Here is a 23,577-nt window from a genome sequence, read left to right as displayed (position 1 = left end):
CAACAACTACTAGTGCCATGAGTAATACTGGTAATTAGGCGGCTACGTGGCGGCGTATAAGGTTGGCTAGCCTCCGCAGCCCCCGGGAGAGAGTCACGTCTCTCGGCATTCACCGGCAGCTGGCTTGGTGAGGGTGTACGTGCTGTGGCTCTCCTCGTGGATCTACGTACAAGCCACAGGTACAGCTTCAGGACGCCAGTCAAGCTTGCATTCAAACTCACGCTTCTCCCCTCATCGTCCGGCAAGGCTGAGGGACTCCACTATATACTCCTAATAGACACTAGCGGCTCGATGAAGGGCCGGAAGATAGAGCTAGCAAAGGAGGGTGCACGGCTCCTGCTCCGCAATATCCCGGAAGGCAACTATGTGACGCTGATAGCTTTTGGCACCAGGGAGCTAGTCAGCGTACTAGCGTCGAGAACACCAATGGACACAGAGAGGGAGAGACTGCTGAGACTCATAGACGAGCTAGAACCTCATGACGGTACTCCCCTCTACCGAGCGTTGCGCGACGCCTACCAGATAGCCCGGGCCTCGGGCCTGCCCGGCTACATAGTGCTGCTAAGCGACGGCCAGCCGACGGATGTTAGCAGCCTGGAGCGGTTCAGGGAGCTAGAGCAGCCGCCAGGCTACCGGATGGTGTTAGTAGGCATAGGCCTAGACTATAACCACGAGCTATTCACTCTGCTAGCCGATATGAGTGGCGGCGACTTCTACCACGTGAGCGAGGCCGAGGTCGAGAAGCTGCCCGAGATACTGGGGAGTTTCAGCGTAGAGACGGTAGCTGCCCGGAGCGTGGAATTAGTACTAGAGAGCCCGGTTGGTGGCATCAAACTACTGAACTACGAGGAGCCAGTGATAAGGTTGCCAAGCATAGAGAAGGAGTCCGTTACAGTCCTCGGTGAGGTCGAGGTGCCACCGCTATACGAGGGCACAGTGCTCCGTGCCAGGATACGCTACGAGGACCCAGCTACGGACGAAATTGTAGAAGAGGTGAGGGAAGCTGACATATCCCCGGTGCATAGCCGCGACCTCTTCCTCAAGGGGATAGACAGAGAAGTCCTGGACGAGTACAACTACTTCCTATACATGGCCCGGGCCAGGGAGGCTCTGCTAAAGGGTAAACTAGACGAGGCTACACAGAAGCTCAGCGAGGCAGCGAGACTAGCCGAGCAGACGAGGAAGATAAGCTACATTGAGGCTACCCGTAGGCTGCTGGCAGCTGCCGAGCAGACTCGGAGGCTGGGGGACCGGGCAGCAGTAGAGGATGCCACACGCCGCCTACTAAGCGAGGCCACGCGCAGGCTACGCCACGTCTAAGGGGGCAGCTTGAGCCACGGCAAGACCCCTGGGTGTGTTGCGAGAGGTGGCGGTCTTGGCTCTAGAGGAGCTGCCGGAGCTGTTACGCGAGGCAGCCGAGCTGCTGCGTAGCCGCGGCCCCGTACTCGAGGCCAAGGCGGGCCGCGTCCTGGTCGTTGGGGACACACACGGCTACCCTGAGGTCTCTGAGTGGGCACTGAGCCTCGCAGACAAGGCTGGTGCCGACCTCGTAGTCTTCCTCGGCGACTACGTGGACCGTGGCACCCGGGGCTCCGAGAACCTCGAGCTGCTCGTACGCCGGCTCCTCGACGAGCCCGATAGGATCGTGCTGCTACGGGGCAACCACGAGTCCCCCCTGATGAACCTCTACTATGGATTCCGCGACGAGGTGGTCTCAAAGCTCGGTATAGACATTCTTGAGCCGCTCTACGACTTCTACACCAGCCTCCCATACATGCTGCTCGCCGACGGTATCCTCTACGTCCATGGCGGCGTGCCCTGTAGAGTATGTGGCAACGAGCCGGAAGAGCCTATCAGCCTTGCGGAGATACGCGAGAGGCTAGAAGAGCTTCATGGTAGCCGCCGGGGCCTCGACCCGGAGGACCATGTCGCGATGCAGCTGCTATGGAACGACCCCCGTGGCACGATAGACTGGTTCCTGCCGAGCGCCCGGGGCCCCGGAATATACTACTACGGCCGAGAGGCCTGGAAGACCTTCATGGAAGCAAACAGTCTCAGCCTCATAGTCCGGGGCCACGAGTCTCTCGACGCCTTCCATGTCTGGCTCCCCGACGGCAGCCAGCGCTACCGGATAGACCACGGCGCAGTCATGAATCCTGAGGAGCTCCGCTACAGTGTTGTAACAGTCTTCTCAAGCCTCTATCACGGTGCCGGTGCTGGCGCGGCCTTGGTCACAGAGGAAGGGATGGTATTCCTACGCTACCCTGAGGAGTTGCCCGGGTAGGAGCACGGAGAGCGTGGCCGGTATGAGGCTCTACGTCGAGACGTGCCGGGGGCTCCGGTTCTGCCCCCGCCCCCTGCCAGTACCTCTCCAGGCTGCTGAGCCCACGATCCTGGCCCGGATTGACCCCCTCCTAGCTACCAGCATAGCAGGCGGAGAGTCCAGCCTCTACGAGGAGCAGCTAGCCAGGCTGACAGAGGTCATAGAGAGGTTCTCCCAGGGCAGCTGCCTCTACTGCGGTGAGCGGGCTGCGGGGGTGGCTGGCGCCTGGGAGATAGAGCTAGCCAATGGTGAGGGTCACGCGCTCCTCGAGGATTTGGTGCCTCTCTGTAGTCGGTGCCTTGTAGCATACAGGCTGGGCCGTGCAGCTGAGAAGAACCTCCTACCCGCTGCTGTAGAGCGGGTAGCAGCCGTCAACAGGGTACCGGGCGATAGGGCGCTAGAGGTGGTAGAGAGGCTGCTCAGCGAGTGGCGGGCTGCCAACAGGGTTCGCCGCTGGAGGGTCGAGATGCCGGGGCTCGCCAGACACGGTGTACAGCCGGGCCCCCTAGAGACCCTGGCGAGAGAGATCGTCAATGGGCCATACACTGTAGAGGAGACCGAGCTTGTAGTAACCAACCCGGGCGCAGAGGCTAGCCGGGGCCGAGTAGCCGAGGAGCTGGAAGCTCTGTGCCAAGGCAGGCTCTCAGCCGAGACGCTCACCGCCAGGGCCCGGGAGGCGGGCCTTGAGGCCGAGACGCGCCGGGTCAAGACGCATTTAGAGGCGCTATTATCCACCGGGCTCTGCGAGAAGCCGCTCTACGAGGCCCTCGACGAGCTCGAAGGCGCCTGGGTAATTGTGCTCACACGTGACGCGCGAGCCCGGCTAGTAAAGGAGCTAGCCGGGCTAGTAAAGGGGAGGCGTGCCGGGTGGCTGACGCGGGTCCAGACGCCTCTTGAGCCCCGGGAGCCAGTCCACCTGGCGGTCTACACGCCTAGCCTACTCGACGTAACTGGAGTTGCTGAGGCTGCACGGGCTCTCCTAGAGCTACTAGGCGGCGGACTAGCCGAGCTTGCCTACAAGCCGGTTCTCCCAGGCCGCAAGCTAGCCAGCTACGCGATATACAGGATTAGAGTTGCTGAGGCAGGGAGGGAGTAAAAGATGCGGGTCTAGAGCTAGCCGGATAGGAGCTTGGCATAGCTCTTGCGTAGCTTCTCGTGGTACCAGTGGACCAGGGTGCTCTTGAACGCTATCTTCTTGCCCAGTACTAGTACGCCCTGGTCGGGGCCTAGACCTATACCCGCCATAGGCCGGCAGCTGGTTATCAGCGGCTTGTAGGGCTTCTCCGCCTCGCCGCGGAGCCGGGCAGCAATGTTCTCGACGGCCCTCGCGGCGCTGCGGAGCGCCTCCCGGGCCATCTTTAGGCTGATGCAGTCGTCCTTCCGGAACGCCATGGCGTCGCCGACTGCGTAGACGTTACCGCCGAGCCCGCTTACGTGGAGGTACTCGTCTACCTGTAGGAAGCCGCCCCGTGCCAGCGCCTCCCGGGGCACCTCTATCCCTGGGCCTCTGAGCCCAGCAGACCAGACCACTACGTCGCCCTCCACCCGGGTCCCATCCTTCAGCTCTACGCCGCCCTCGTACACCCTGGTTACCGGTCTGCCCATCTCGAACTTGGCGCCGAGCTTCTCCAGTATCTCCCGTGTCAGCTTGGAGGCCTTCTTGTTGCCCAGGAGCTGGATAGGCTCCTCAAGCATATCCACGAGCGTCACTCGTAGCTCCCTGCCCAGCCTCCGGGCCAGCCACAGCGCCTCCGCGGCAACCTCTACGCCTACGAACCCGGCGCCGACCACAACCATGCTGGAGATCTCGCCCCGCTCTATCTTCTCGCCGAGCCCCCAGGCCTCGTCTACGCCGTACACCGTGACGCTCAGCTCCTCAGCCCCAGGCACGTTGTAGAATGCAGGCCTGGCGCCAGCCGCTATCACAGCGTAGTCGTACTCTAGAGCCTCGCCGTCCTCGAGGTGTACGCGGCCGGGCTCGAGTGCTGTAACACGTTTATCTATGAGCTCGGCGCCGACACGTTTTGCGTAGGCCTCGACACTCCACTCTACGTCTCCGGGCCGGTAGCGGCGGCTAACCAGCGCCGGCAGTAGGGGCAGGAAGACTAGCTTGGAGTTAGCTGACACCCATATACACTCGCTGCGATCGCATAACCCGAGCTCCTGGAGCCGGCGTATAGCCTCTACGCCCGCGAACCCGCTACCAATTATGAGAATCCGGGCCACAGCAGCCACCCATGTCGGCTGGAGCCCTATGGGTCTCCAGCGGTAAAAGAAGAACTCCGTCTATGCACTGGGCTACACCAATCTCCACGAGTTTAATGACGAAGTGGACTAGGGTGAAGGGATCCGCAGATTCCTAGAGGCCGGAGAGCTCTCAGAGAGGTCCGGAGCATTATAGAACAGCTACCCAGGACGCTAAGAGGCGTATGCTGCTAGATACGCGGGGATCGTGATAGTAAGTTGCTGCACAGTGTATGACAGCTAGACAGAGGTGATAGAAATAGGCAGCGTAGGCATAGCAGAAAAACTCTATGTACATGGCATGGACATACACTAGGCTGGCACGCTTCAACCATTAATCAGCGCTAGGAATGCCGTGACGGCTAAACTCCTAGCGTGGTATCGTGTACTTCTCTGCGAGTTCTGCAGCCCCGTCTAGACCTAGGCTCCGGAGGGTGTCGGGCCGTGGGACTCCGTTGGGTGCCCAGCCACGCTCCTCATAGTACATCCGGAGCATATCAATGAACCTGTCACGGTCAAGTTTAGCACCCTTCAGCGGCCCCTTAGTGAGGGGGTCGCGGAACCAGCGCTCTGGCGGCATATCCTTCTCGATGCTCCAGCCGCCGTGCTCCCGCACCCATATCATCCTTATTAGGGCGTAGACTCGGTCAGCCACGGTGAAGATGTCATCGAGGCTGTAGCTTAGCCCGGTGGCTGCCTGGAAGAGGCGCACGTAGTGCTCCAGGCCGAGACCAGTCTCGACTACAGGGAAGCGGCAGGCCACGGCTGTCTCGAAGAGGCCGCCGCGGAACCTCTGCATCCATATCAGCTTCCGTACCTTCTCCCGGTTGTACTCGGTGCGGCCGTGCTGCACCTCCCAGCCTATCATCCAGGCATCCTTGTGGTGTGCCCCTATCGGGCTCGTAGCGTACGCGAGCGCCATGCCGGGGGCTGCGCGGCAGTCGTAGGCACTCACCTCTAGGCCCTTCACGTGCATAGCATACCAGGTCTCGCCGACCCTCTGGGAGAGCCTCGCCACGCCCTCGGCTAGTAGGTCTCCGACGCCGCGGCGGAACGTGATGTCCTCTATGAGCCTGGCTATCTTCTTAGTCTCGCCCCAGCCCGCGTCTAGCTCGAGCTTGCCCCTCTCAGCCGCCTCGAGGGCGTAGCCGAGGGTGCCGCCGAGGCTTATCGTGTCTAGGCCGTAGACGTCGGCTAGCCTGTTTAGCAGCCCAACCTCCTCTAGCCGGGATATACCCAGGTTGCTTCCCAGCATAGCCACGTTCTCGTAGTCTAGCTCTACCCGGCGCCCCTCAGAGTCGTCTATCACATGGCCACAAGCCATTACGCAGAGAGGGCAGCTACGGAGATCGACCTCTATCCGCTCCATGTAGCTGCCACTTATCCCCTCATAGCCCTCGAATACGGCCTCGCGGAAGTTGTAGGCGGGGAGCACGCTAGCCTCCTGCGCCCACTCTATCGTGAACATCGTGCCCTGCCGCATCCAGAACCCGTAGTTGGGGCTGGTCTTGATCTCGCGGATAGCCTCCACAGCATACTTCATAACCGCGTCGGGGTCGAATAGCTCCGGCTTCCCCGAGCCCCGGACAACTATCGCTTTCAGCCGCTTGCTACCCATAACAGCGCCTATGCCGGGGCGGCCGCCAGCTCTTCCCTTCATCGACACCACGGTGGCGTAGCGCACTAGGTTCTCTCCCGCAGGCCCTATGAGGAGTATCCCCGCGTCCCGGCCATAGCGCTCCACGAGCCGGTCATAGGCCCGGAACGCGTCGAGCCCCCAGAGGTCCTCCGCCGGCTCCAACCACGCACGGTCATCCTCCACGACCAGGACCACAGGCTTCTCCGAGACACCCTCCACGACTATAGCGTCCCAGCCCGCAGCCCTCATCTGCACAGCAGCCCACGAGCCGATATTCCCGTCGCCGTAACCACCAGTCAACGGGCTCTTAGCGGCAACCACGAGCTTACCCGTGTTAGGCCCCGGGAGCCCAGTCAAAGGCCCCACAGCAGCGATGAACAGGTTACGGGGGCCTAGAGGATCGGCTCCCGGCTCCAGGAAGTCCCAGAGAATCTTAGCCGCGAACCCCCGGCCCCCGATGAACATCCGAGCCATCTCGCCCGGGTAACGCCACTCCCGGAACTCGCCGCGGGAGAGGTCAACCCAGAGTACCCGTTTACTCCAGCCAAACAGATTGCTAGAACCCTGGGAGCCCACGGGTAGGACACCAGGATACCCCGGCCAGCTCTAGGGTTCAAAAACCACCCGCATCAGGCTACACCGGCAACAAAGCAACACGCAAACGTAGCATAGGGATATGTAGGCACACAACCAGAAACAATAGTGTCAAACCAGCGCCCCTCTCTCCCACCAGCCTTCCACTTATAAACCCAGCGAGTCATGAACCCTGGGAGCCCTTCTTCGGCCCAGGTAAAAGGGGCCACGGCCCAGTAATACCCGGGGGCCCGGGGTGAGCACAATCGCTCCAGCAACACCAGCAATACTGCCATGCAGCAGCTGCAGCGACGAAACCATGGTAGAGCAGATAATGTACCGCATAGGCCTCGGAATCTACACTACACTAAACTACTACGCAGTAAGCCGCTACGGCAAAACATACGCCCGCCTCGTCGTAGAGAACCCCAAACAAGCCTACGAGCTACTAGAAACAATAGCCGGAGCATACAAGGCACGCATCCTCTGGCACACACTCCAGAAAAAGCTACAGGCAAGCGCCTAGACTCCAAGCGATAAATTAAGAAGAGAAACCCGAGAACAAGATGCCGATTGGGGTACCCGGGGGAGGAAAAACCGTCGTCCATCGGGGCCGCGGAGCCCGCAGAGAGGGCGAGCGGCGGGGGATGAACCCTCTCTGCGGGCTTGACCCTTACATTACCATATTGGAAGAGGAACATCCACTGGTTCGCGAGCGAGCATCTCTCTTTCACCCTCTGTGCTTTGTCCAGAGCTATACTGGGGGAGAGGACTGGTTTACCTTGCACGCAAGTTGAGCAAAATGCCCGAAGGTAGGGAGGCTTGAAAATACACAAAGACCTAGACAAGATAGCAGCGCTTCTATCCTGTTATGATTTCAGGCTGGAGGCACAACGAATAGCAGATCATTTAGGTGTAAGCGATCAGCATGTGCGAAGCATAGTGAGAAAGATAAGGAATATAGATAAGGAAGAGTTAGCACGTCATCGTAGAAAATCTATAGCCATAATAGATTATAGGGCATTAGACTTACAATCAGTAACGATAGTAACGAAAAGTATTAGAGATATTATTGATTTCTTTGACAAGGTGGAGAATAAGCGTACCATGAATATCTGGTTTAGGTTAGATTTGCCATATAATAGATATCTGATATCAATCAATAAACTATTCGGCGGTAGACTAATGTTTACATATCGTTTACCTAAAGACTTGGTCTCAGATCTAGTTCACGAATTTGAGAAAAAATTTAAAGATAAAATATTTATAATTGATAATGGTAGTGCACTTCCCGTATACAATTGTACACAAGCTGTTGCAAGAGATCTCGAGAGTATTAGATTTACGTATGATGCTCATTCTGATATGTATAACAGTGTTCTTGATGTTGTCCCTATAGGTTCACGCATGAAACTCATTGATGTGATAATTGTAGCTATGATAGAGTATTATCCGCTTCTTAAGAATATAGATCTACGTGCTGTTAACTTACTCGCACGAGCTCGTGTAGAAGAGTTGAACGAAAAATTTTCATCTGATATAAGCTTTCGTTTCCGATTCATGAAAAATCACTATGATAGATTGAGTAAGCTTCGTTATGTCGGCCGTACTTGGATTGGCAGCTTCCTCCATGGTACTCAGGGTGATATTGAAGCTATTATGGTAATCACTAGTCGCGAATGCGCGGAGCAACTTTATGTATTTGCAGCTGCTACTCTTACGGGTACACAAGTATTTGCCGGTAATGAATATGCTGTCACAGCCTTGCTAGTTAATAGTGAGATTAAGCCTCTTCTGGGTAAGTTCTTGGAGAAGTATTGTAGTGGTAAGGTTCTCTCGGAGAGTACTATTGTGTATTCGCGTGCTGTTCCTATGCCTGTTGAGATGTTTGATCCGTGGCGTAATCGGTGGGATACGAGGCCGCATGATGTGGCTGAGGCGTTGAAGAAGTTCCGGTTGGTAGAGTAGCATTCGGTTAGTTTTTCTTGGGGTGTAGTGGTGTTTCAGCTAGGTATTCTAGGCTTATGAGTATATAGATTAGGCTCCATGTGGGGTCTGTGTTTGCCTCTTCTAGGGCTTTGTAGGTGAAGAGTAGGGCGAGAGCTATGGCTAGGATTCGGCGGGTTGAAGCCGCTACTATACGTATCTACCCCGCTTTAGCAGCCCGGCTAGGGGCCTGGGCATGCCGCTTTAGCCACCTCCATACAGGCGTTCTCTGGAGTCTGGGGCTCTCTGGCCCCTACTGTATAGTATAGGAGGCTTCTTGGGGGTATTATTGCCGCTGTCTCTCTAGCGGGTGCCAGTGGCTTGCCCAGTATGCTTGCTGTCCGGCTCTACGGGCCCCGCCGGCTCCGGGTGGAGAGGGTCTCGGTGCCGGAGCCTCCGGGTGGCTGGGTTCTGGTGCGTACGGTTGCTGTGGGTGTCTGTGGCACAGATAAATCGATGTACACTGGAGGCTACCGGCTCCGTAAGACACCGTTGATCCCGGGCCATGAGGCTGTGGGCGTGGTTGTCTCTGCGCCGCCGGAGTACCGGGGCCTCGTGGGGAGACTTGTCGTCCCGGAGATCAACCTGGTGAAGCCTGGGGACCTATGGAGGGAGCCCTGCCGCAGCATGTACACTCATTGCCCGGGCCGCCGGGTCCTCGGCATAGACTACGACGGTGCCATGGCCGAGTACTTCGCGGTGCCCGGGCACGTGCTGCACCCCGTCTCGGGGCTCGAGCCGCTAAAGGCTGTGTTCGTGGAGCCTCTCGCTGCGGTTCTCCGGGCGTTCACTCTGTACCCGCCACGCCCCGGGGCCTACGCCGCCGTGATAGGCTCGGGTAATCTTGCCCTCCTGGCGGCTCAGGTAATGGAGCGGGTCTACCGGCTCCGAGTCACAGTGTTCGCTCGCCGTGGCAGCCCGAAGGCCCGGGTTCTGGAGTCCATGGGGCTCCGGGTACGCTGGGTCGACGAGCTAGCCGAGGTTGTCGCTTCGGAGACTCCGTGGGGCATGGGCTACGAGGTCGTCTTCGAGGCCACCGGGAGTAGTGAGGGCCTAAAACTAGCAGTCGAGGCGGCTGCGCCCATGGCCACGGTTCACGTGAAGTCCACGCATGGTGGGGGCGGCTGGCTAGACACCACCAGGGCGGTGGTCAAGGAGCTCCGCATAGTCGGGTCTAGGTGCGGCACCTGGCGGGAGTTCGAGGCAGCGATAGAGCTACTCCGGGGACGCGTAGTCGAGCCCGTGGTCACTCACCGGGTCCGCGGCCTAGAGAACGCCCTAGAGGCCTTCGAGAAGGCACTGGAGCGTGGTAGCTTCAAGGTTGTACTGGAGACGGGCTACGAGCCGTCCTCGATGCCCGGGGTGCCTTAGCGGGTAGTAACTGTGTAATATAGCATGGTGGGTGCGGGATCCTTCGGGGTTTGCAGGGGGCTACGTCTAGCTGGGTGCCGTTTCTCTCTGGAGGCTTTGGAGGGCTTCTAGCAGCTCCCGGGCAGCCTTGGGGAACCTGGCTGGGTCTGCTCCTAAGCCTATGCGCAGCGTGCCTGGGAGCATGAAGCACTCGCCGGGGTTGACTAGTATGCCGTAGACTTCGAAGAGTCTCTCCGCTAGCTCCATCGTGCCCCGTGCCCATGGGACCCTGGCTAGTAGGTAGGCGCCGGCCGAGGGCCAGTAGGGCTCGAGGAGCCCCTGGTGCCCCTGCTCCTCCAGCATCCCGCGGAGGGCCTCGAGGTTGGCTGCCACTATCCTGCGGGCACGCTCCTCAAGCGCAGCCCGCACCTCGGGGCTGCCTAACACCCTGGAGGCGATGTGGTCGCTGAGGACCGGTATTGCTATAGTCGTGTAGTCCTTTACGCTCCACGCTCTCTCGATGGTTTTCTGGTCTGCTACTAGCCAGCCTACCCGGAGCCCGGGGAGCCCGTAGACCTTGGAGAGCCCGCTGGTAGCGACCGCTTGGCTGAGCCCCGCTACCTCGACTATGCTGGGTACGCGGCGCCCCGTGCCGTGCTCTAGGCCCCGGTAGACCTCGTCGAAGACTAGTATGGTGCCCCTCCTTGCCGCTGCCTCGGCGAGCTCCCCTAGCTCCCTCTCGTAGGCGGCGCTGCCCGTGGGGTTGTTTGGGTTGGTGATGAAGACGGCGCTGGGCCGGTGCTCCTCGATGAGGTGTACGAGCCTGTCCACGGGGAGCTTCCAGCCGTTTGCTGGGCTCCTCCACGCCTCCAGGACGCGGGCGCCGCGGAGCCTTAGGAGGCCCCACACCTGCATGTAGTTCGGCATATCCACGACAACGGTGTCGCCGGGCTTTACGAGCGCAGCCACTGCCAGGAGGTTGGCCTCCGCGCTACCGCACGTCGCTAGCACGTTCTCGGGCCCGGCGCCCTCGTAGAGGCCTGCTACAGCCTCGCGTAGCTCGGGGCTCCCCTGGGTCCAGCCATAGCCCAGCTCCACGCCGTCGAGGCCCAGGTCTAGCCCGTAGCGTTCGCGCAGCTCGTGCAGCGTCAGCGGCTCTACGCCGCTCTCGCTGAGCAACACCCGGGCCCGGGTCTCGTGGAGGCTCTGCCACCTCTCGAGGCAGAACCGGGGCAGGCCCGGGATGGCCTCGCCGCTGTAGGGGTCTAGGAGCCGCAACGCGGGCGACAGCCCAGGAGCAGAACCATATACACGGCGCCTGGTTAAAACCGGTTCCCCGGGCCTAGGGGCTAGAGCCCCGCCCTCCCGCGGAAGAACCGGACAACCTCATCTGCGCTCGGCCTCTCCCCGGGCTCCGGGGAGAGCATACGGGCTATGAAGTCCGCTGTCTCCCCCTCGACGCCGAGCCTCTCTAAGAGCTGCCGCGTACTCTGGGGCGAGTCGAGTACGCCGCTCCTTCTCCACGCCTCTAGCTCTCCGCGGCCCAGGGCGGCTAGGAGCTGAAGCGCCACCACACCGAGCGAGTATACGTCGAGGCTCGGGTCTGCCCGGGGCGGCTCTAGACACCTCTGGTTGCTCCGGCGAGTCTCCGGGTCCTGGCACAGCGCATCGTAGAGTAGCAGCTCCGGTGCCGCGTAGAGCGGGGTGATATTCTGCACTGGCTCTCCTATCCTCGTGGCACTGCCCAGGTCGGAGAGCTTGGGTAGAGGGCCGGGTCCGCCCCGGAGCGCCGAGGCCAGGCCCCGGGCGAGCACGCTGGGGGACGCGGGCGGCTGCTCAGTGAAGAGTATGTTCTGGGGCTTGACGTCGCCGTGGATGTAGCCCCCAGCGTGTATCGCCGCCAGCGCCTCCGCGGCGGCCGCTAGTATCGCCGAGGCTGCCCGGGCCCAGTCCCTGCTACGGCGTAGCGTATCCGCGCCGTTAGCGGCTATGGCCCGGTCTAGGAGCTTCTTCAGGTCGCCGCCAGCCATGTACTCCATTATCAGGGCCGGTGGGCTCTCCAGGTAGATCCCCGGGTCGTCCCGCGCCACGGCTAGCCGGAACTTCTCAGCGTCAATGTGCACGGCCTTGAGGGCTACTATGTAGCGGCTCCTGCGGCTCAGCTCCCGGAGGCTAGAAGACTCCCTCTCCAGCTCGTAGACAAGCTCCAGCGCAGTACGCGTCACAGTAGAGCCATCAGCCTCGACAGGCGCCGGGAGGATAACCTTCACCGCCGCCGGCTCCCCGGTGTACTTCTCCCGGGCCCGGAGCACCAGGCCGAAGCCACCACGGCCAATGACAGCCTCGACCCGGTACCCGTAGACCTCCCTGCCGAGCCAGCACTCCTCCACCCTTCCCGGCTCAGAGGCGAGGAGCCGAGGCCACTCCGAGAGACGCGGACACACTCTCCTGGCGCCCTGCTGCCCCCTAGAGCCCCCAATCCCAGACACAACTGCATCAACGACAGCATTCTCGCCGCCCAGCCCTCCTCGCTGGCGGGTCGCCGCCGGCTGCTCCTCGACCCGTGTGCGCGCGGAGCTCGCTGGCAGGGGCTCACTGGGGAGCATCGGCGGGTGCTCTGGCTGGACACCCGAGGCTAGTACGAGTAGCACAGTAAGCGCCATGAAGCCAGCCACGGGAATACCGCCCGAGAGCATCCCCGCGAGCCGGGCAGCACTACCCGTCAGTAGCGGCTCGTACACGAAACCGTGCTCCACAAGCCCGCCCACTAGCAGCAATAGGCCCAGCACAGTGAGGGGTACGCCGGCAGCGACGGACTCCACGACAGAGGAGACTCCTATCCCGATAATAATGTATATCGCTGGGTTAACGATCCAAGCATAGTCAAGGACGAGTGTATCCCAGCTTAGGATAGCCGCCGATAGGAGGAGCATTATGGACAACCCGCATACAAGGCTTACAGCAGAGTAGTTTAGATAGGCAGCAATAAGGAGCCCCACTGACAATAGAGCTAAGCCGGTAGTCGACGCGATTACTGCGAGACTTACTGGATCCAACCCATCCTCCAGGATAGCCAGCACAGAGTGACGTAGATCACTAGCACTATGCAACGGGGTATAGGAGGGGACACGCAGTATAGTGCTAGCAGCGAATGCGGAAGCACCAAGCAGTATCAAGCCCACAGAGATAACATAGTTAATATAGTTGTAGGACTCTCTCCTCACGTGTTTTCACCTCAGAACTATCCTGCCTTGACCCCTAGTGTAACTGCAACCAAGCCACCCATACACTCCTGTCAGCAGGGCTACTGTCACACTTCGGGCTTGCAGAAACTTAATTTTTAGATCTAAATGATAGTTTTAACGATTTGGATATCGATAAAAATGGTAAACGTAATAAGGATTTCATCCGGGAACTCAAACCATGCTTATACCTCTGTAACTTCTATAAAACAGTACATGGAGTCACCATCTATTTTGCTCTCCACCTCCCTCGCTCTAAACCGCTTTCCAAGAATCTTCTCCAAACTCCCAGCAATCATACCAGCCTCAAGGTAGCATACATGCATATTACTAGACTTGAGCTTGTCAAAGATACCCTGGACATACCTTGTACCAGCCAGGCTAGGAGGATTCTTCATTTTCAAAATAATCCTAGTCTTGTCGACAGCATTAACCTCTATAGTGCCAAAGCCCAGCTCTTCAAAAAGCTTAGCAACAACCATTATGACATCTGTGAGTTCCCGCCTAGTTACACCCTCGCGTAGCCTATTCTCAAGCTCTTCAACAAGTCCGTGTCCTATCCTCTTACCCAGATAGTAAAGAGGTCCACCTGCCGCAACACCCACTAGGTCAAAGAACGATGCGACAATTTCTGCGTAGGCCCTCATAGGTATCAGTATGTACCGCTCATTGCCTTCACCTATTCGGAGTTCACCCTCACTAAGTCTTATAGATGTTGCAACCACGATATATCACCACCTCTAGGCTACAGGCAGTAAGAGCGTGAACAGAGTGCACTAAAATACTACGTGGCGATGAAACAGAACCAGATGTTGATAGGAAATAACTTCACTTATGGTCTCACACTATGCCACATAGCAATTCATGTAGCCCGAGGCAGTACTAGTATAGCTAACGCTGCGTTACTCTTTCTTGGTTTTGTCTGCTGTGTTGATTCTCTGTTCTGAAGTGTTTCGACTCCTCTTTCTAATCTATGGGAACACTTCTTGGCTGGATTTGAAAGCTGCCGTGGGGGCACGCCAGGCCCCTAATAAGCATTCATGGGAACACATCCCACGTACACGAAGTATACGATGGTAGGGATCGGGGCTGTTCCCAAGGAGGAGAAACAAATAAATACAGGAACTATAGAATCCTACACCACTAGACCCAACAGGGAACCATACATTCCACACAAAGCATAACTCAAAAGAGAATTGTAAGAGGACCCTAGAAGCAGAAGTAGACCAGGTGACTCTACCGAGAGAAGCATAACTCAAAAGAGAATTGTAAGTCGTCTCGCCAGAGCGTATGCAAGGTTTATGGAGGTGGTGGTTTTGGCATAACTCAAAAGAGAATTGTAAGGGAGTGCAAGGTCCCCCGGGCCGAGTGCTCATGGCTGCATTCCTGCATAACTCAAAAGAGAATTGTAAGCAGCAACACGGTAGCGGATGAGGCGATAGAGCTCGACAGCATAAAGGCATAACTCAAAAGAGAATTGTAAGCTGGCTAAGTGCTTCTTCTGCAAGCATCTAATCGGTGTGCATAACTCAAAAGAGAATTGTAAGTAAACACGCTCAGACGGCGCAGCGGGAGTGGGAGCCATGGCATAACTCAAAAGAGAATTGTAAGATCTTCATCCGAGAGATAGCAGACCAGCGGGCTAGCATCCACCGGCATAACTCAAAAGAGAATTGTAAGTCTCCTCGCCAGCAGTAGCGCTCTCAATGAGTGACTCTGCGCATAACTCAAAAGAGAATTGTAAGGGGAGTAGCCGGGCCGGGGAACCCCCTGGGTGAAGGCCCGCATAACTCAAAAGAGAATTGTAAGTCGGGGCAGCGCTCGGGATGAAGGCCAGCAGGTTGGGGTTCTTGCATAACTCAAAAGAGAATTGTAAGGTGGCACCGTACGTGTATGGTTCGATGAGACACATGATACCGGCATAACTCAAAAGAGAATTGTAAGATAGCATTACCGCGTCCGCCGCTATTCCGGCGGAGACCGATGCGGCATAACTCAAAAGAGAATTGTAAGTGTGTTACCGGTCGATGTGCTAGTGCCACCGGGGACATACACCTGCATAACTCAAAAGAGAATTGTAAGTTTAAAGTGAGGTGAGAATGGTTTGGTTAGCTGCCCCGACTATGCATAACTCAAAAGAGAATTGTAAGAGATTCTGCACAAGTCATGAGTGCTGAATCTATCCGAATTCAGCATGCATAACTCAAAAGAGAATTGTAAGCCAACCGCTCAGCAGCCTTAGCCCAGACATCCCGGAGCCGCATAACTCAAAAGAGAATTGTAAGTTTTTCCTATCCTATTTCTGCCGGAGTTAATCCTCCAAAGGGATATGCATAACTCAAAAGAGAATTGTAAGTTGAGGAGCTGCTGGTATGGATGCTGCAAAGGGGCCACAAGCATAACTCAAAAGAGAATTGTAAGATAACGGATGCCGGGACTATCCATGCAACTGTAAGCATTTCGGTTGCATAACTCAAAAGAGAATTGTAAGCGATTCCTAACAACTCGCTGACAAGCTTGGCAGTACTCTCATGTGCATAACTCAAAAGAGAATTGTAAGTCGGCTACTTCATCGCCCGCTGGGGCATACGAGCCTACCGCGAGGCATAACTCAAAAGAGAATTGTAAGTTCCCGCCCAGCCTGGCGCCGATGGCCGGCGTGGGCTTCATGGGCGGGCATAACTCAAAAGAGAATTGTAAGTCTGCGCCCGCCTGACTGCCTGCATGACCTGGGCCTGCTCGGCTGGCATAACTCAAAAGAGAATTGTAAGCTAGCAGCGTGCCGCCGGCCAGCGCGAAGCCCATGGCGCGCGCGAGGCATAACTCAAAAGAGAATTGTAAGCGGATAATAGCCAGGAAGGCCATGGACGGCGGCATCACGATAGCGGCATAACTCAAAAGAGAATTGTAAGGCACCCTGCTAGAAATAAATGCCAGAGGAGGCAATGTGTGGTGCATAACTCAAAAGAGAATTGTAAGATGACTCCATTGCAATCCACGTACTTCCAGCACACTGTCTTGTTTCTGCATAACTCAAAAGAGAATTGTAAGGTTACTTCGCTATTGCAAACTTGTGCGTCTCTAAGAAATGGCATAACTCAAAAGAGAATTGTAAGACTGACACACCCCGTAGCGCCTACCGAGGTAGTAGACCATCTTCTTGCATAACTCAAAAGAGAATTGTAAGTCTCGTTGTAGCGGGGGCTTAGCCGTGTCGATGATGTATATGCATAACTCAAAAGAGAATTGTAAGTTGAAGCTCGCGGCGCCACTACACGACGCCAAGATCTATGCTGCATAACTCAAAAGAGAATTGTAAGGTGGCGGCGCAGAAGCGGGCTATGTCTGATACAGCCTTCTCTAGCATAACTCAAAAGAGAATTGTAAGCTAAAGAACAAGCCAGCAACAAGCTAGCAGCCACGGCCTGCACCAGCATAACTCAAAAGAGAATTGTAAGGCATGGTCCTAGAGCCCGGCCACAACATACACCTAAAGATAACAAGCATAACTCAAAAGAGAATTGTAAGTCTTTCTCTCTTCTAATGCTTCTTTAAGCCAAGTAAAATACTGGCATAACTCAAAAGAGAATTGTAAGCCTAGCAGCCTTCGCAGCATAGGGAGCCACGTTCCTTATGCGGGCATAACTCAAAAGAGAATTGTAAGTGTGTTCTTCTGCACAGTCCTTGTCGCACGCCTCTATGCAGTGCATAACTCAAAAGAGAATTGTAAGTGTGTCGAGATAGTGTGCTCCCGTGACGCTGAGCTCCCTGCTCACGCATAACTCAAAAGAGAATTGTAAGTGAATTTCTCTCCGGTCTCCGTGTCTATGAAGTGGATATACTTCGGCATAACTCAAAAGAGAATTGTAAGGTCATGGGGTCTACGTTGTACTGGTACTTGTCTTTGGTCTGTGCATAACTCAAAAGAGAATTGTAAGCGCTAACATACCTCGCTGCCTCGGGGCGGCTGGCGGAGGCATAACTCAAAAGAGAATTGTAAGATGTAGACTATGAAAGCCACTGCGCTGAGGGTGCCAGTCTGCTCGTTGGCATAACTCAAAAGAGAATTGTAAGCTCTATAGAGTTTCTGGATTTCTCGCTGCAAACAATGCCCCCGGGGTGCATAACTCAAAAGAGAATTGTAAGGTCGATGTTGACGTGCCGCCGGGTATCTCTATCTCATCGACGTATGCATAACTCAAAAGAGAATTGTAAGTAACAGAGCGGGCACAGAGTCTAGACCTAACAGCCGTAGCCAAGTATGCATAACTCAAAAGAGAATTGTAAGCCGAAGAAATGTGTGGGCTAGACGCTAGAACAGGGGCACGCATAACTCAAAAGAGAATTGTAAGCTCAGCACAGGCAGGGCGCCCGGCCACGGTTTCAGGCCCGGGAGCATAACTCAAAAGAGAATTGTAAGACGCGCCGCGCTAATAGCCGGCAGGATATTCGCAAAGTACCGGCATAACTCAAAAGAGAATTGTAAGGTGTCACGTAGCATGCGCTCAGCGTGCCGTACGCACCATCGGCATGCATAACTCAAAAGAGAATTGTAAGCGTGGTTCTCGTGCCGCGAGGTGGAGTTCACCAACATACGCGTCAAGCATAACTCAAAAGAGAATTGTAATGCAATGCTGCCGTGCCAGATGTAGTCTCAACAACGACGAAAGCTTGACTCAACGGAGAATTACTAAGATTACAAGCTTAGGGAGTCTAGACTTGTGATTAATAATGTAAACAGAGATATTATTATGTCTGGAATTAAACGTCTATAAGTGGCCGGCAGGGATACAGAAGGCCAGACCGGCCTAGCAGTTTCTGCTTTCATGTCGTACTCGTGGAGCTTGTTGAACTCCTCACGGCGCTCTTTAATGGCTCTTTTTATGATTCTTATATGATAATGTTTGTGTCTAATGCTTTTACTCATAGAGCATGCCTATGCTAGGTTGAGGGTGTTTCTACATTAGGCTCGGTTATGGATGCTTTGTATTTAGGTTTAGGGCTGGAATGTCTATATGTGTTTCTTTGCTGTCTCTTTTGGCTACCAGCTTGACTCTGAACTCTTTATTGGGTAGGAGCTTCTCTAGGGTCTTTAGCGCAACTAGTGTCTGTAGTACTGCGTAGACGGGTTCACCTGGTTCCTCGCTGGCTAGGCTACTTGTGGCTACAAGTACTGGCTTTGCTATCTTTGATGTAGCTGGATGTTGGCTCCATAGTTGGTGTGCTCCGGCATCACGGGTAGCTAGTATTGTGCCGTTTAGAAGTAGAGGGTCTATAAGAGGTATTGCTATATCACACATATAGTGGTGTGAAGGGATTAGCGATGCGCCTGCAGTCTTCAGCTCACTTATAGCTGTATAAGCTAGTGTATCCATGAATGTCTCTGCGGGGTTGACATGTTTCTTGGAGTGCTCTGCGTACCTTCTGGTTACTTCTAATACTACACAATATGGGAGCCAGTATATGAGTATCCAGAAAGGCTTCATTGTGGAGTCCAGCGTAGATGAGGTTTGTATCTGCAAGCACAGGTGCTGCTAGCTCGGAGAGGCGTCTCCCTGTTATCGTCAGATGCTCTAGCCCGGTGAATGCTGGTAGCTGGTCAAGAGGTTTCCGGCCATCCTTTGTGACGAAGTACTCGGCGAGATCGCGTAGCATTGCTCGGAGGTCTCTTGCGGCTTCTTGCCAGTCTCCGAGGCTACATGTATCGCGGATTACGATTCTTCGGCTCTGGCCCCCGGGCTCTGTAATTGCCTCGAGCCTGCCGCAGCCGTCTTTGGGCCATTCTTCCCTGGTGTCTTCAGCTATTAGGGGCCCCGGCCCTGTGGCAGCATTTATCCTTCTAGCTAGCTCTGCGACTAGACAACGGAGAGGAGGCAACTTGCCTGCTATGCGGTCTCTGCAGCCTCTACCAGTCAGGCTCGGCGTCTTATCGGCTGTATTGCGGCCGTGCCAGTCTAGGGGACGATAGCGGGGTGGTATGACTGTTAGCGGCTCGACTACACGGGGTACATAGGGGTAGGGTAGGCCCCGCCACTGGCCCCAGAGGAAGTCCAGGAACGTTGTCTCCACGCAGAGACCCCGGGCTATGGCGCGGCCTACTGCGATACCGGCCTCCATTGCTAGCCGGCGGCTCGCAGGTGTGGCTGTGACTACGGTGCAGCCTTTTGCCGCCGTGGAGCGGAGTATCTGGTGGATCTCCTCTGATGCGGTAGCCTCTCTGCCCTCCCGCCGTGTAAGCCAACTAGACACCGTCACAGCTCTGGCTTGGAGGCTTATGCCCAACTCTCCCAATATAGCCTGGACGGTTTCTTCGAGCTTCTTCCGGCTCCATAGCCGCTCTGAACTGGCTACTACGAGGCTCTCTACCGGGTAGTCCTCGTAGACCCGGGCTATGCTCGAGGCTAGGGCGTGTATCTCTAGCTTGTCAGCTCCTACGAGGGCTAGGAGTGTCCAGCTCATACCCCGGCCACGCTCTGCTAAAGCCGGGCCCGGAAGGCCTGGTATCGGCGGTTCTCGCGGAGACTCTGTGCTAGACTCCACGCGTAGCCGTATATATGGTCTCGGAGCCTCCTCCTCTTGCCTGCTGCGTCCGTGTAGGGCGATGCTAGGTTCTCGAGCACCCTCCTGGCTAGCTCGCGGCGTGCTGTGTAGGTGAGGCTGCCCTGGTATAGCTCGAATAGCTGCTGGTCGATGTTAGTGAAGAGCGCCTTATCTACCGCGATTGGCTTGAACGTGTCGCTGTAGTCGTAGACGAGGCTCGGCTTCCCGCTCCGGTCGCGGTGGAGGAACCCCGCGTAGGGGTCCAGGCCCGCCACGGTGAGCGCGTCGCTGGCCACGCTGTAGAGTATCGCGTAGCTGTAGCTGAGCGCCTTGTTCACCGGGTCCTCGCCCCGTGGGTCGCGGCCCCGGAACCCTGTGTCCCAGGGTATCAGCGCCGCTAGGGCTGACCAGTAGCGGCGGGCAGCCTGTGCCTCGAGGCCTCTTACGAGGTTCTCGTCTAGCCGGCGCCCCTCGTCTAGGGTGCTGCGTAGCCGAGCCGCGTACTCCTCTACCGCATAGCCGTCGTCGCGGAGCCAGGGCTCTCGCCGGCTCTTGGCGAGGTATCGTAGGAGCCTGGCCTGGTTCACTATCTTCGCGTACACCATCTCGGCAGCGTAGGCTAGGCCCCGGCCCTCGAGCTTGACTCGGTACTGGGCCAGCCGGCTCTCTATGGTCCGGTTAACCCTATCCACGGGCCGCAGCTCGCCCGCTACCTGGCCCCTCTGGCCGAGGACGACTAGGCGTACACCCAGCTCCGAGAGGCGGCGGAGGGCACGCCCCGATATCGATACGCCGCCCGTAGCGAGTACGAGGAGCTCCGTGTCAAAGGTGACGGGTATGGGCTTGGAGTCAGGGGCTTGGATGTAGACAACGCCGTGCCGGACGTATATACGCGACCCTGGGGTCGAGACTATTAGTACGTTCTCCAGGATGGACACCCCCGTGTACCCTACGCTAGGAGCAGCCCTGGACTGTGCCGCGGAAGGGGCACCATGCGGGGCACCCGTCTCCTGCTGGGCCCGGGTCTACCCCGTTCTCAACAATCATCGCCGCCTCGTCGCGGGCGCGTAGGAAGCTACGCCTCAGACCATCATCTATCGGTACGACACGCCACTCGGGAAAGGGATCGCCGCTCTCGCGCCGCCGGATGTAGACGGCAACCCCATAGTCTACGGGGAACCCTGTCCACGCCTCAAGGGCTAGAGCATAGCCAGCGAGCTGTAGCTCCTTCCTTCCGCCATATGTGCTATAGGGATCCGCCGTAGTCACCTCGACCGGGATGAAGCCCACGAGGAGGTCAGGCTTCACCATGTCGCTTAGGCCTACAGGCGCCCCGGGGAGCTGGGGCTCGACACGGACCGGGACCCCGCCCTCTACTAGGGACTGGAGGGCTAGCGCGGCGCCGAGGCTGTAGACCCGGAGGAGAAACCGGTCCGGCCGGACACCGAGCCGGCGGGCTAGCTGGCGCCGCGCAGCCGCAAGCTCCTCCACGTCGGTGACACCGCGGTCCACGAGCCTAAAAGGCTCTAGGAAGAACTCGTGGACGAGCATCCCGTAGACAGCCTGCTGGCTGCGCGGAGGCTTCACCCCTACTACCCGGCGGAGGTATATGTCGCGGCGGCTGGGGCAGTAGCTCGCTACTTCGCTGACGCTAGGCCGGTAACGGTAGCGGGGTGCAACATAGTCGAAGCGCCAGCCCCGTATCTCGGCGTAGGCTGCTCCCTCGCTGCCTAGGCTCCTTATGTAGTCCCAGACGCGGCGGGGCAGCACCAACCCGGCAGCGCCTAGTATTACTACTAGATGGAGGCTCTAGTGATAAGTAGTACCGTGGCTGCTTTATGATAGAATTGTTTATCAATAACCTCTGCAAAGTAATACCAGGTAATACCTAGCGGGGGTGTGGGGTCGCGCCCTACGTAGTAGTCTTCTACGACATAAGCGACGACAACCGCCGCCAGCGCATGGCAAAGCTCCTAGAAGCCCTAGGTATGACACGGGTGCAACGGAGCGTCTTCATAGGCCGCGGCGGCCAGACCAAGGCCAAGGAGGCGATACGGGCAGCTCAGCGCATCATAGACCGCGCTACGGACAGCGTTGTAGCCGTGGTCGTCCCGGACGACTACGTTCGCCGCATGCTGGTAGCTGGCCAGGTTATGGGTGACCCTGGCCGTGCAGCACGCCAAGTCACAGTCGTATAGCATTGTGGACGAGGAGAGGCTCCTCCCAATAACCCTGGTGAAGGAGTATTACTGGTGTCCAATGATAGCGTACCACAAGTTGCTCCTCTGGAGTGAGCGCCCAACGCAGAGCATGCAGTCGGGAGGCCTCACTGGCGAGCAACGGGCGGAGCTGGTAGAGAGGCTAGAAGAAGCCAGAATAGAGGTTCAGGAGCTTCTATGGGAGCAGCCTGTCCAGAGCCGGCGCCTCGGCCTAGTAGGCCGGGTAGACCTCGTAGCAGTCACACCGAGAGAGACCCTGGTAGTAGTTGAGGCAAAGCTCAGCGTCTCTAGGAGGAGCCTCTATAGCCGGGCACAGCACATCCTAGCCCAGCTAGCAGCCTACACGATAGCGGCCGAGGAGACCCTAGCAATGCCAAGCGAGAAAACCCTAGTCTACGCCACGGAGGCGGCCAGGCTGATAGAGGTTCGGATAACCCCTAGGCACCGCAGACTAGTAGAAGAAGCAGCCAGAGAACTATGGAGGATACTGGAGACCGGAATCACGCCATGGACTAGGCCACGGAGAAGCCGCTGCCGGGCCTGTAGCTACAGAGGCGTATGCCCGAGCATTCAGGCATAGCACGTCGAAAATGCCGCCATGTCCAAGCGCGCCTAGGCTCTATGCCGTGCACCGGTTCTATGGCGGCTTGTACTCAGAGACGTGCCTGACTATGTGTTCTCGTCCCCTCAGCTGTCTTAGCAGTTTCCCGTCAGCCGTGTAGAAGACCGTACCAAGCCTCTTCGCGAGAACAATGTAGTAGGCATCATACACAGTAACTCCATTGTCGAGAGCATAGCCTAGAGCCTCCCTTGCAAGCTCCTCATCCATCTCCCTAAACTCTATGTCCATTTCGAGTAGGAGGCTGAAAGCTTCTCCAGCCTCTCGGGGACCCATGACCCCTCTTGCGACGTACTTTCTCAGAGCGTTAGCAAGCTCTAGCAGCGCGTAAGATGGCGCAGCTACCGCAACCCTGGCGTCTAGGTGGTCGTTAAGAATGGCCTCTGCCCTGTCACTAAACTCCTCTGGTACGAACCACTTAACGAGAATGCTCGCATCCACGACTATGAACCGCGTCATCGCTGCTCCCGGTCCTCGCGGATAAGCTCCGCAGCAACGTTTCCCTCGACGCTGCCGATCCTGCTCCTAAGCCTGGCTAGCCTCTCGCGTATCCTCTTAGCCTTCTCCTCCCGGATCCTCCGCTCGAGAAACCTCCTAATCTCCTCAGCATAGTCGATGCCAAGTCTCTCCAGCTCCTCCCGGAGCCTACGCGGAACCCTCACAGAGATTACAGTGCTCAATAAACGGTCACCAGTATACACAACTTCGTAGACAGAGCTATAAATATCATTACTATGCGCTGTAACCATGCAAAGGAGCTATAACAAGGCTAGACCAGCACATAGTGAGTTATTCACCGGACAAGGAGCACAACAGCTCCTGCCGGCGCCAGGCTAGGCTCG

General features: G+C 57.0%; 18 protein-coding genes, 1 pseudogene and 1 CRISPR repeat array. Of the genes and pseudogenes, 8 read left to right on the top strand and 11 right to left on the bottom strand.

What is annotated here, in order from left to right:
* Positions 1–144: 144 nt before the first annotated feature.
* The 3 genes from Pyrde_RS01655 to Pyrde_RS01645 are packed head-to-tail and all read left to right on the top strand — an operon-like array spanning position 145 to position 3,419.
* Positions 145–1,320 carry a VWA domain-containing protein gene (locus Pyrde_RS01655; protein ID WP_055407650.1) on the top strand — a complete coding sequence of 392 codons (1,176 nt, stop codon included), beginning with the start codon at positions 145–147 and terminating at the stop codon, positions 1,318–1,320.
* Between the two features lie 55 nt (positions 1,321–1,375).
* A complete protein-coding gene (locus Pyrde_RS01650; protein WP_055407648.1) occupies positions 1,376–2,284 on the top strand; it encodes a metallophosphoesterase in 909 nt (302 codons plus the stop codon).
* 13 nt (positions 2,285–2,297) lie between these two features.
* Entirely contained in the window at positions 2,298–3,419 is a 1,122-nt protein-coding gene (locus tag Pyrde_RS01645; protein WP_055407646.1) for a hypothetical protein, read from the top strand.
* A gap of 17 nt (positions 3,420–3,436) precedes the next feature.
* Here the strand turns inward: Pyrde_RS01645 and Pyrde_RS01640 are convergent, their stop codons facing one another.
* Positions 3,437–4,549: an NAD(P)/FAD-dependent oxidoreductase gene (locus tag Pyrde_RS01640; RefSeq protein WP_180385506.1), complete on the bottom strand. Its 1,113-nt coding sequence runs from the start codon at positions 4,547–4,549 to the stop codon at positions 3,437–3,439.
* A gap of 388 nt (positions 4,550–4,937) precedes the next feature.
* Positions 4,938–6,782: an aldehyde ferredoxin oxidoreductase family protein gene (locus Pyrde_RS01630; RefSeq protein WP_231656769.1), complete on the bottom strand. Its 1,845-nt coding sequence runs from the start codon at positions 6,780–6,782 to the stop codon at positions 4,938–4,940.
* A gap of 253 nt (positions 6,783–7,035) precedes the next feature.
* Between Pyrde_RS01630 and Pyrde_RS01625 the strand changes: the two genes are divergently transcribed.
* The 3 genes from Pyrde_RS01625 to Pyrde_RS01615 all read left to right on the top strand — a co-directional run bounded on the left by Pyrde_RS01625 (position 7,036) and on the right by Pyrde_RS01615 (position 10,136).
* On the top strand, positions 7,036–7,305 hold the full coding sequence (locus tag Pyrde_RS01625) for a hypothetical protein (RefSeq protein ID WP_143522204.1): 270 nt from the start codon (positions 7,036–7,038) through the stop codon (positions 7,303–7,305).
* Positions 7,306–7,601: 296 nt separating this feature from the next.
* A complete protein-coding gene (locus Pyrde_RS01620; protein WP_055407639.1) occupies positions 7,602–8,747 on the top strand; it encodes a hypothetical protein in 1,146 nt (381 codons plus the stop codon).
* Between the two features lie 348 nt (positions 8,748–9,095).
* On the top strand, positions 9,096–10,136 hold the full coding sequence (locus Pyrde_RS01615) for an alcohol dehydrogenase catalytic domain-containing protein (RefSeq protein WP_055407637.1): 1,041 nt from the start codon (positions 9,096–9,098) through the stop codon (positions 10,134–10,136).
* Positions 10,137–10,202: 66 nt separating this feature from the next.
* On the opposite strand, the gene Pyrde_RS01610 is transcribed toward Pyrde_RS01615, so the two are convergent.
* The 7 genes from Pyrde_RS01610 to cas4a all read right to left on the bottom strand — a co-directional run bounded on the left by Pyrde_RS01610 (position 10,203) and on the right by cas4a (position 21,667).
* Positions 10,203–11,393, bottom strand: coding sequence for an aminotransferase class I/II-fold pyridoxal phosphate-dependent enzyme (locus tag Pyrde_RS01610; RefSeq protein ID WP_055407635.1), 1,191 nt, complete (start codon positions 11,391–11,393; stop codon positions 10,203–10,205).
* Positions 11,394–11,464: 71 nt separating this feature from the next.
* On the bottom strand, positions 11,465–13,339 hold the full coding sequence (locus tag Pyrde_RS01605; protein WP_055407634.1) for a protein kinase domain-containing protein: 1,875 nt from the start codon (positions 13,337–13,339) through the stop codon (positions 11,465–11,467).
* A 203-nt stretch (positions 13,340–13,542) separates the two neighbouring features.
* Positions 13,543–14,082 (bottom strand): hypothetical protein, encoded by a 540-nt coding sequence (locus Pyrde_RS01600; RefSeq protein WP_055407632.1) that lies wholly within the window; start codon positions 14,080–14,082, stop codon positions 13,543–13,545.
* 453 nt (positions 14,083–14,535) lie between these two features.
* Positions 14,536–17,985: a CRISPR direct-repeat array (repeat unit 25 nt; unit sequence GCATAACTCAAAAGAGAATTGTAAG).
* 345 nt (positions 17,986–18,330) lie between these two features.
* Positions 18,331–18,732 carry a hypothetical protein gene (locus tag Pyrde_RS01595; protein ID WP_055407630.1) on the bottom strand — a complete coding sequence of 134 codons (402 nt, stop codon included), beginning with the start codon at positions 18,730–18,732 and terminating at the stop codon, positions 18,331–18,333.
* Entirely contained in the window at positions 18,701–19,816 is a 1,116-nt protein-coding gene (locus Pyrde_RS01590; protein ID WP_055407628.1) for a hypothetical protein, read from the bottom strand. Before Pyrde_RS01590 ends, Pyrde_RS01595 begins: the two co-directional genes overlap by 32 nt.
* A gap of 17 nt (positions 19,817–19,833) precedes the next feature.
* Positions 19,834–20,835, bottom strand: a complete 1,002-nt coding sequence (cas1, locus tag Pyrde_RS01585) for a CRISPR-associated endonuclease Cas1 (RefSeq protein WP_055407627.1) — start codon at positions 20,833–20,835, stop codon at positions 19,834–19,836.
* A 16-nt stretch (positions 20,836–20,851) separates the two neighbouring features.
* The gene (gene cas4a, locus Pyrde_RS01580; protein ID WP_231656817.1) at positions 20,852–21,667 is read right to left on the bottom strand and encodes a type I-A CRISPR-associated protein Cas4/Csa1; all 816 of its coding nucleotides are present in this window, start codon (positions 21,665–21,667) and stop codon (positions 20,852–20,854) included.
* A gap of 155 nt (positions 21,668–21,822) precedes the next feature.
* Here cas4a and cas2 point away from each other — a divergent pair.
* Together cas2 and cas4 are read left to right on the top strand one after the other, a co-directional pair.
* Positions 21,823–22,095: pseudogene (gene cas2 / locus Pyrde_RS01575) on the top strand (CRISPR-associated endonuclease Cas2); the annotation flags it as partial.
* Positions 22,067–22,696 carry a CRISPR-associated protein Cas4 gene (gene cas4, locus Pyrde_RS01570; RefSeq protein WP_143522203.1) on the top strand — a complete coding sequence of 210 codons (630 nt, stop codon included), beginning with the start codon at positions 22,067–22,069 and terminating at the stop codon, positions 22,694–22,696. The pseudogene cas2 and the gene cas4, both read left to right, overlap by 29 nt.
* A gap of 57 nt (positions 22,697–22,753) precedes the next feature.
* On the opposite strand, the gene Pyrde_RS01565 is transcribed toward cas4, so the two are convergent.
* Together Pyrde_RS01565 and vapB are read right to left on the bottom strand one after the other, a co-directional pair.
* The gene (locus Pyrde_RS01565) at positions 22,754–23,194 is read right to left on the bottom strand and encodes a type II toxin-antitoxin system VapC family toxin (RefSeq protein ID WP_055407619.1); all 441 of its coding nucleotides are present in this window, start codon (positions 23,192–23,194) and stop codon (positions 22,754–22,756) included.
* Positions 23,191–23,415 carry a type II toxin-antitoxin system VapB family antitoxin gene (gene vapB / locus Pyrde_RS01560; protein ID WP_055410603.1) on the bottom strand — a complete coding sequence of 75 codons (225 nt, stop codon included), beginning with the start codon at positions 23,413–23,415 and terminating at the stop codon, positions 23,191–23,193. The genes Pyrde_RS01565 and vapB overlap by 4 nt, the downstream gene beginning before the upstream one ends.
* Between the last annotated feature and the right edge of the window lie 162 nt (positions 23,416–23,577).

The organism is Pyrodictium delaneyi (genome assembly GCF_001412615.1).
Taxonomy (GTDB): Archaea; Thermoproteota; Thermoprotei_A; order Sulfolobales; family Pyrodictiaceae; genus Pyrodictium; species Pyrodictium delaneyi.
Note: the sequence above shows the minus strand (reverse complement) of the source record. Positions and strands in the feature narration are given on the sequence as shown.

Bases quoted from the DNA above. Each gene is read 5' to 3' on its own strand.
- Pyrde_RS01615 (WP_055407637.1), top strand. From the start codon at position 9,096: ATGCTTGCTGTCCGGCTCTACGGGCCCCGCCGGCTCCGGGTGGAGAGG.
- Pyrde_RS01595 (WP_055407630.1), bottom strand. From the start codon at position 18,732: ATGGATACACTAGCTTATACAGCTATAAGTGAGCTGAAGACTGCAGGC.
- Pyrde_RS01590 (WP_055407628.1), bottom strand. From the start codon at position 19,816: ATGAGCTGGACACTCCTAGCCCTCGTAGGAGCTGACAAGCTAGAGATA.
- Pyrde_RS01565 (WP_055407619.1), bottom strand. From the start codon at position 23,194: ATGACGCGGTTCATAGTCGTGGATGCGAGCATTCTCGTTAAGTGGTTC.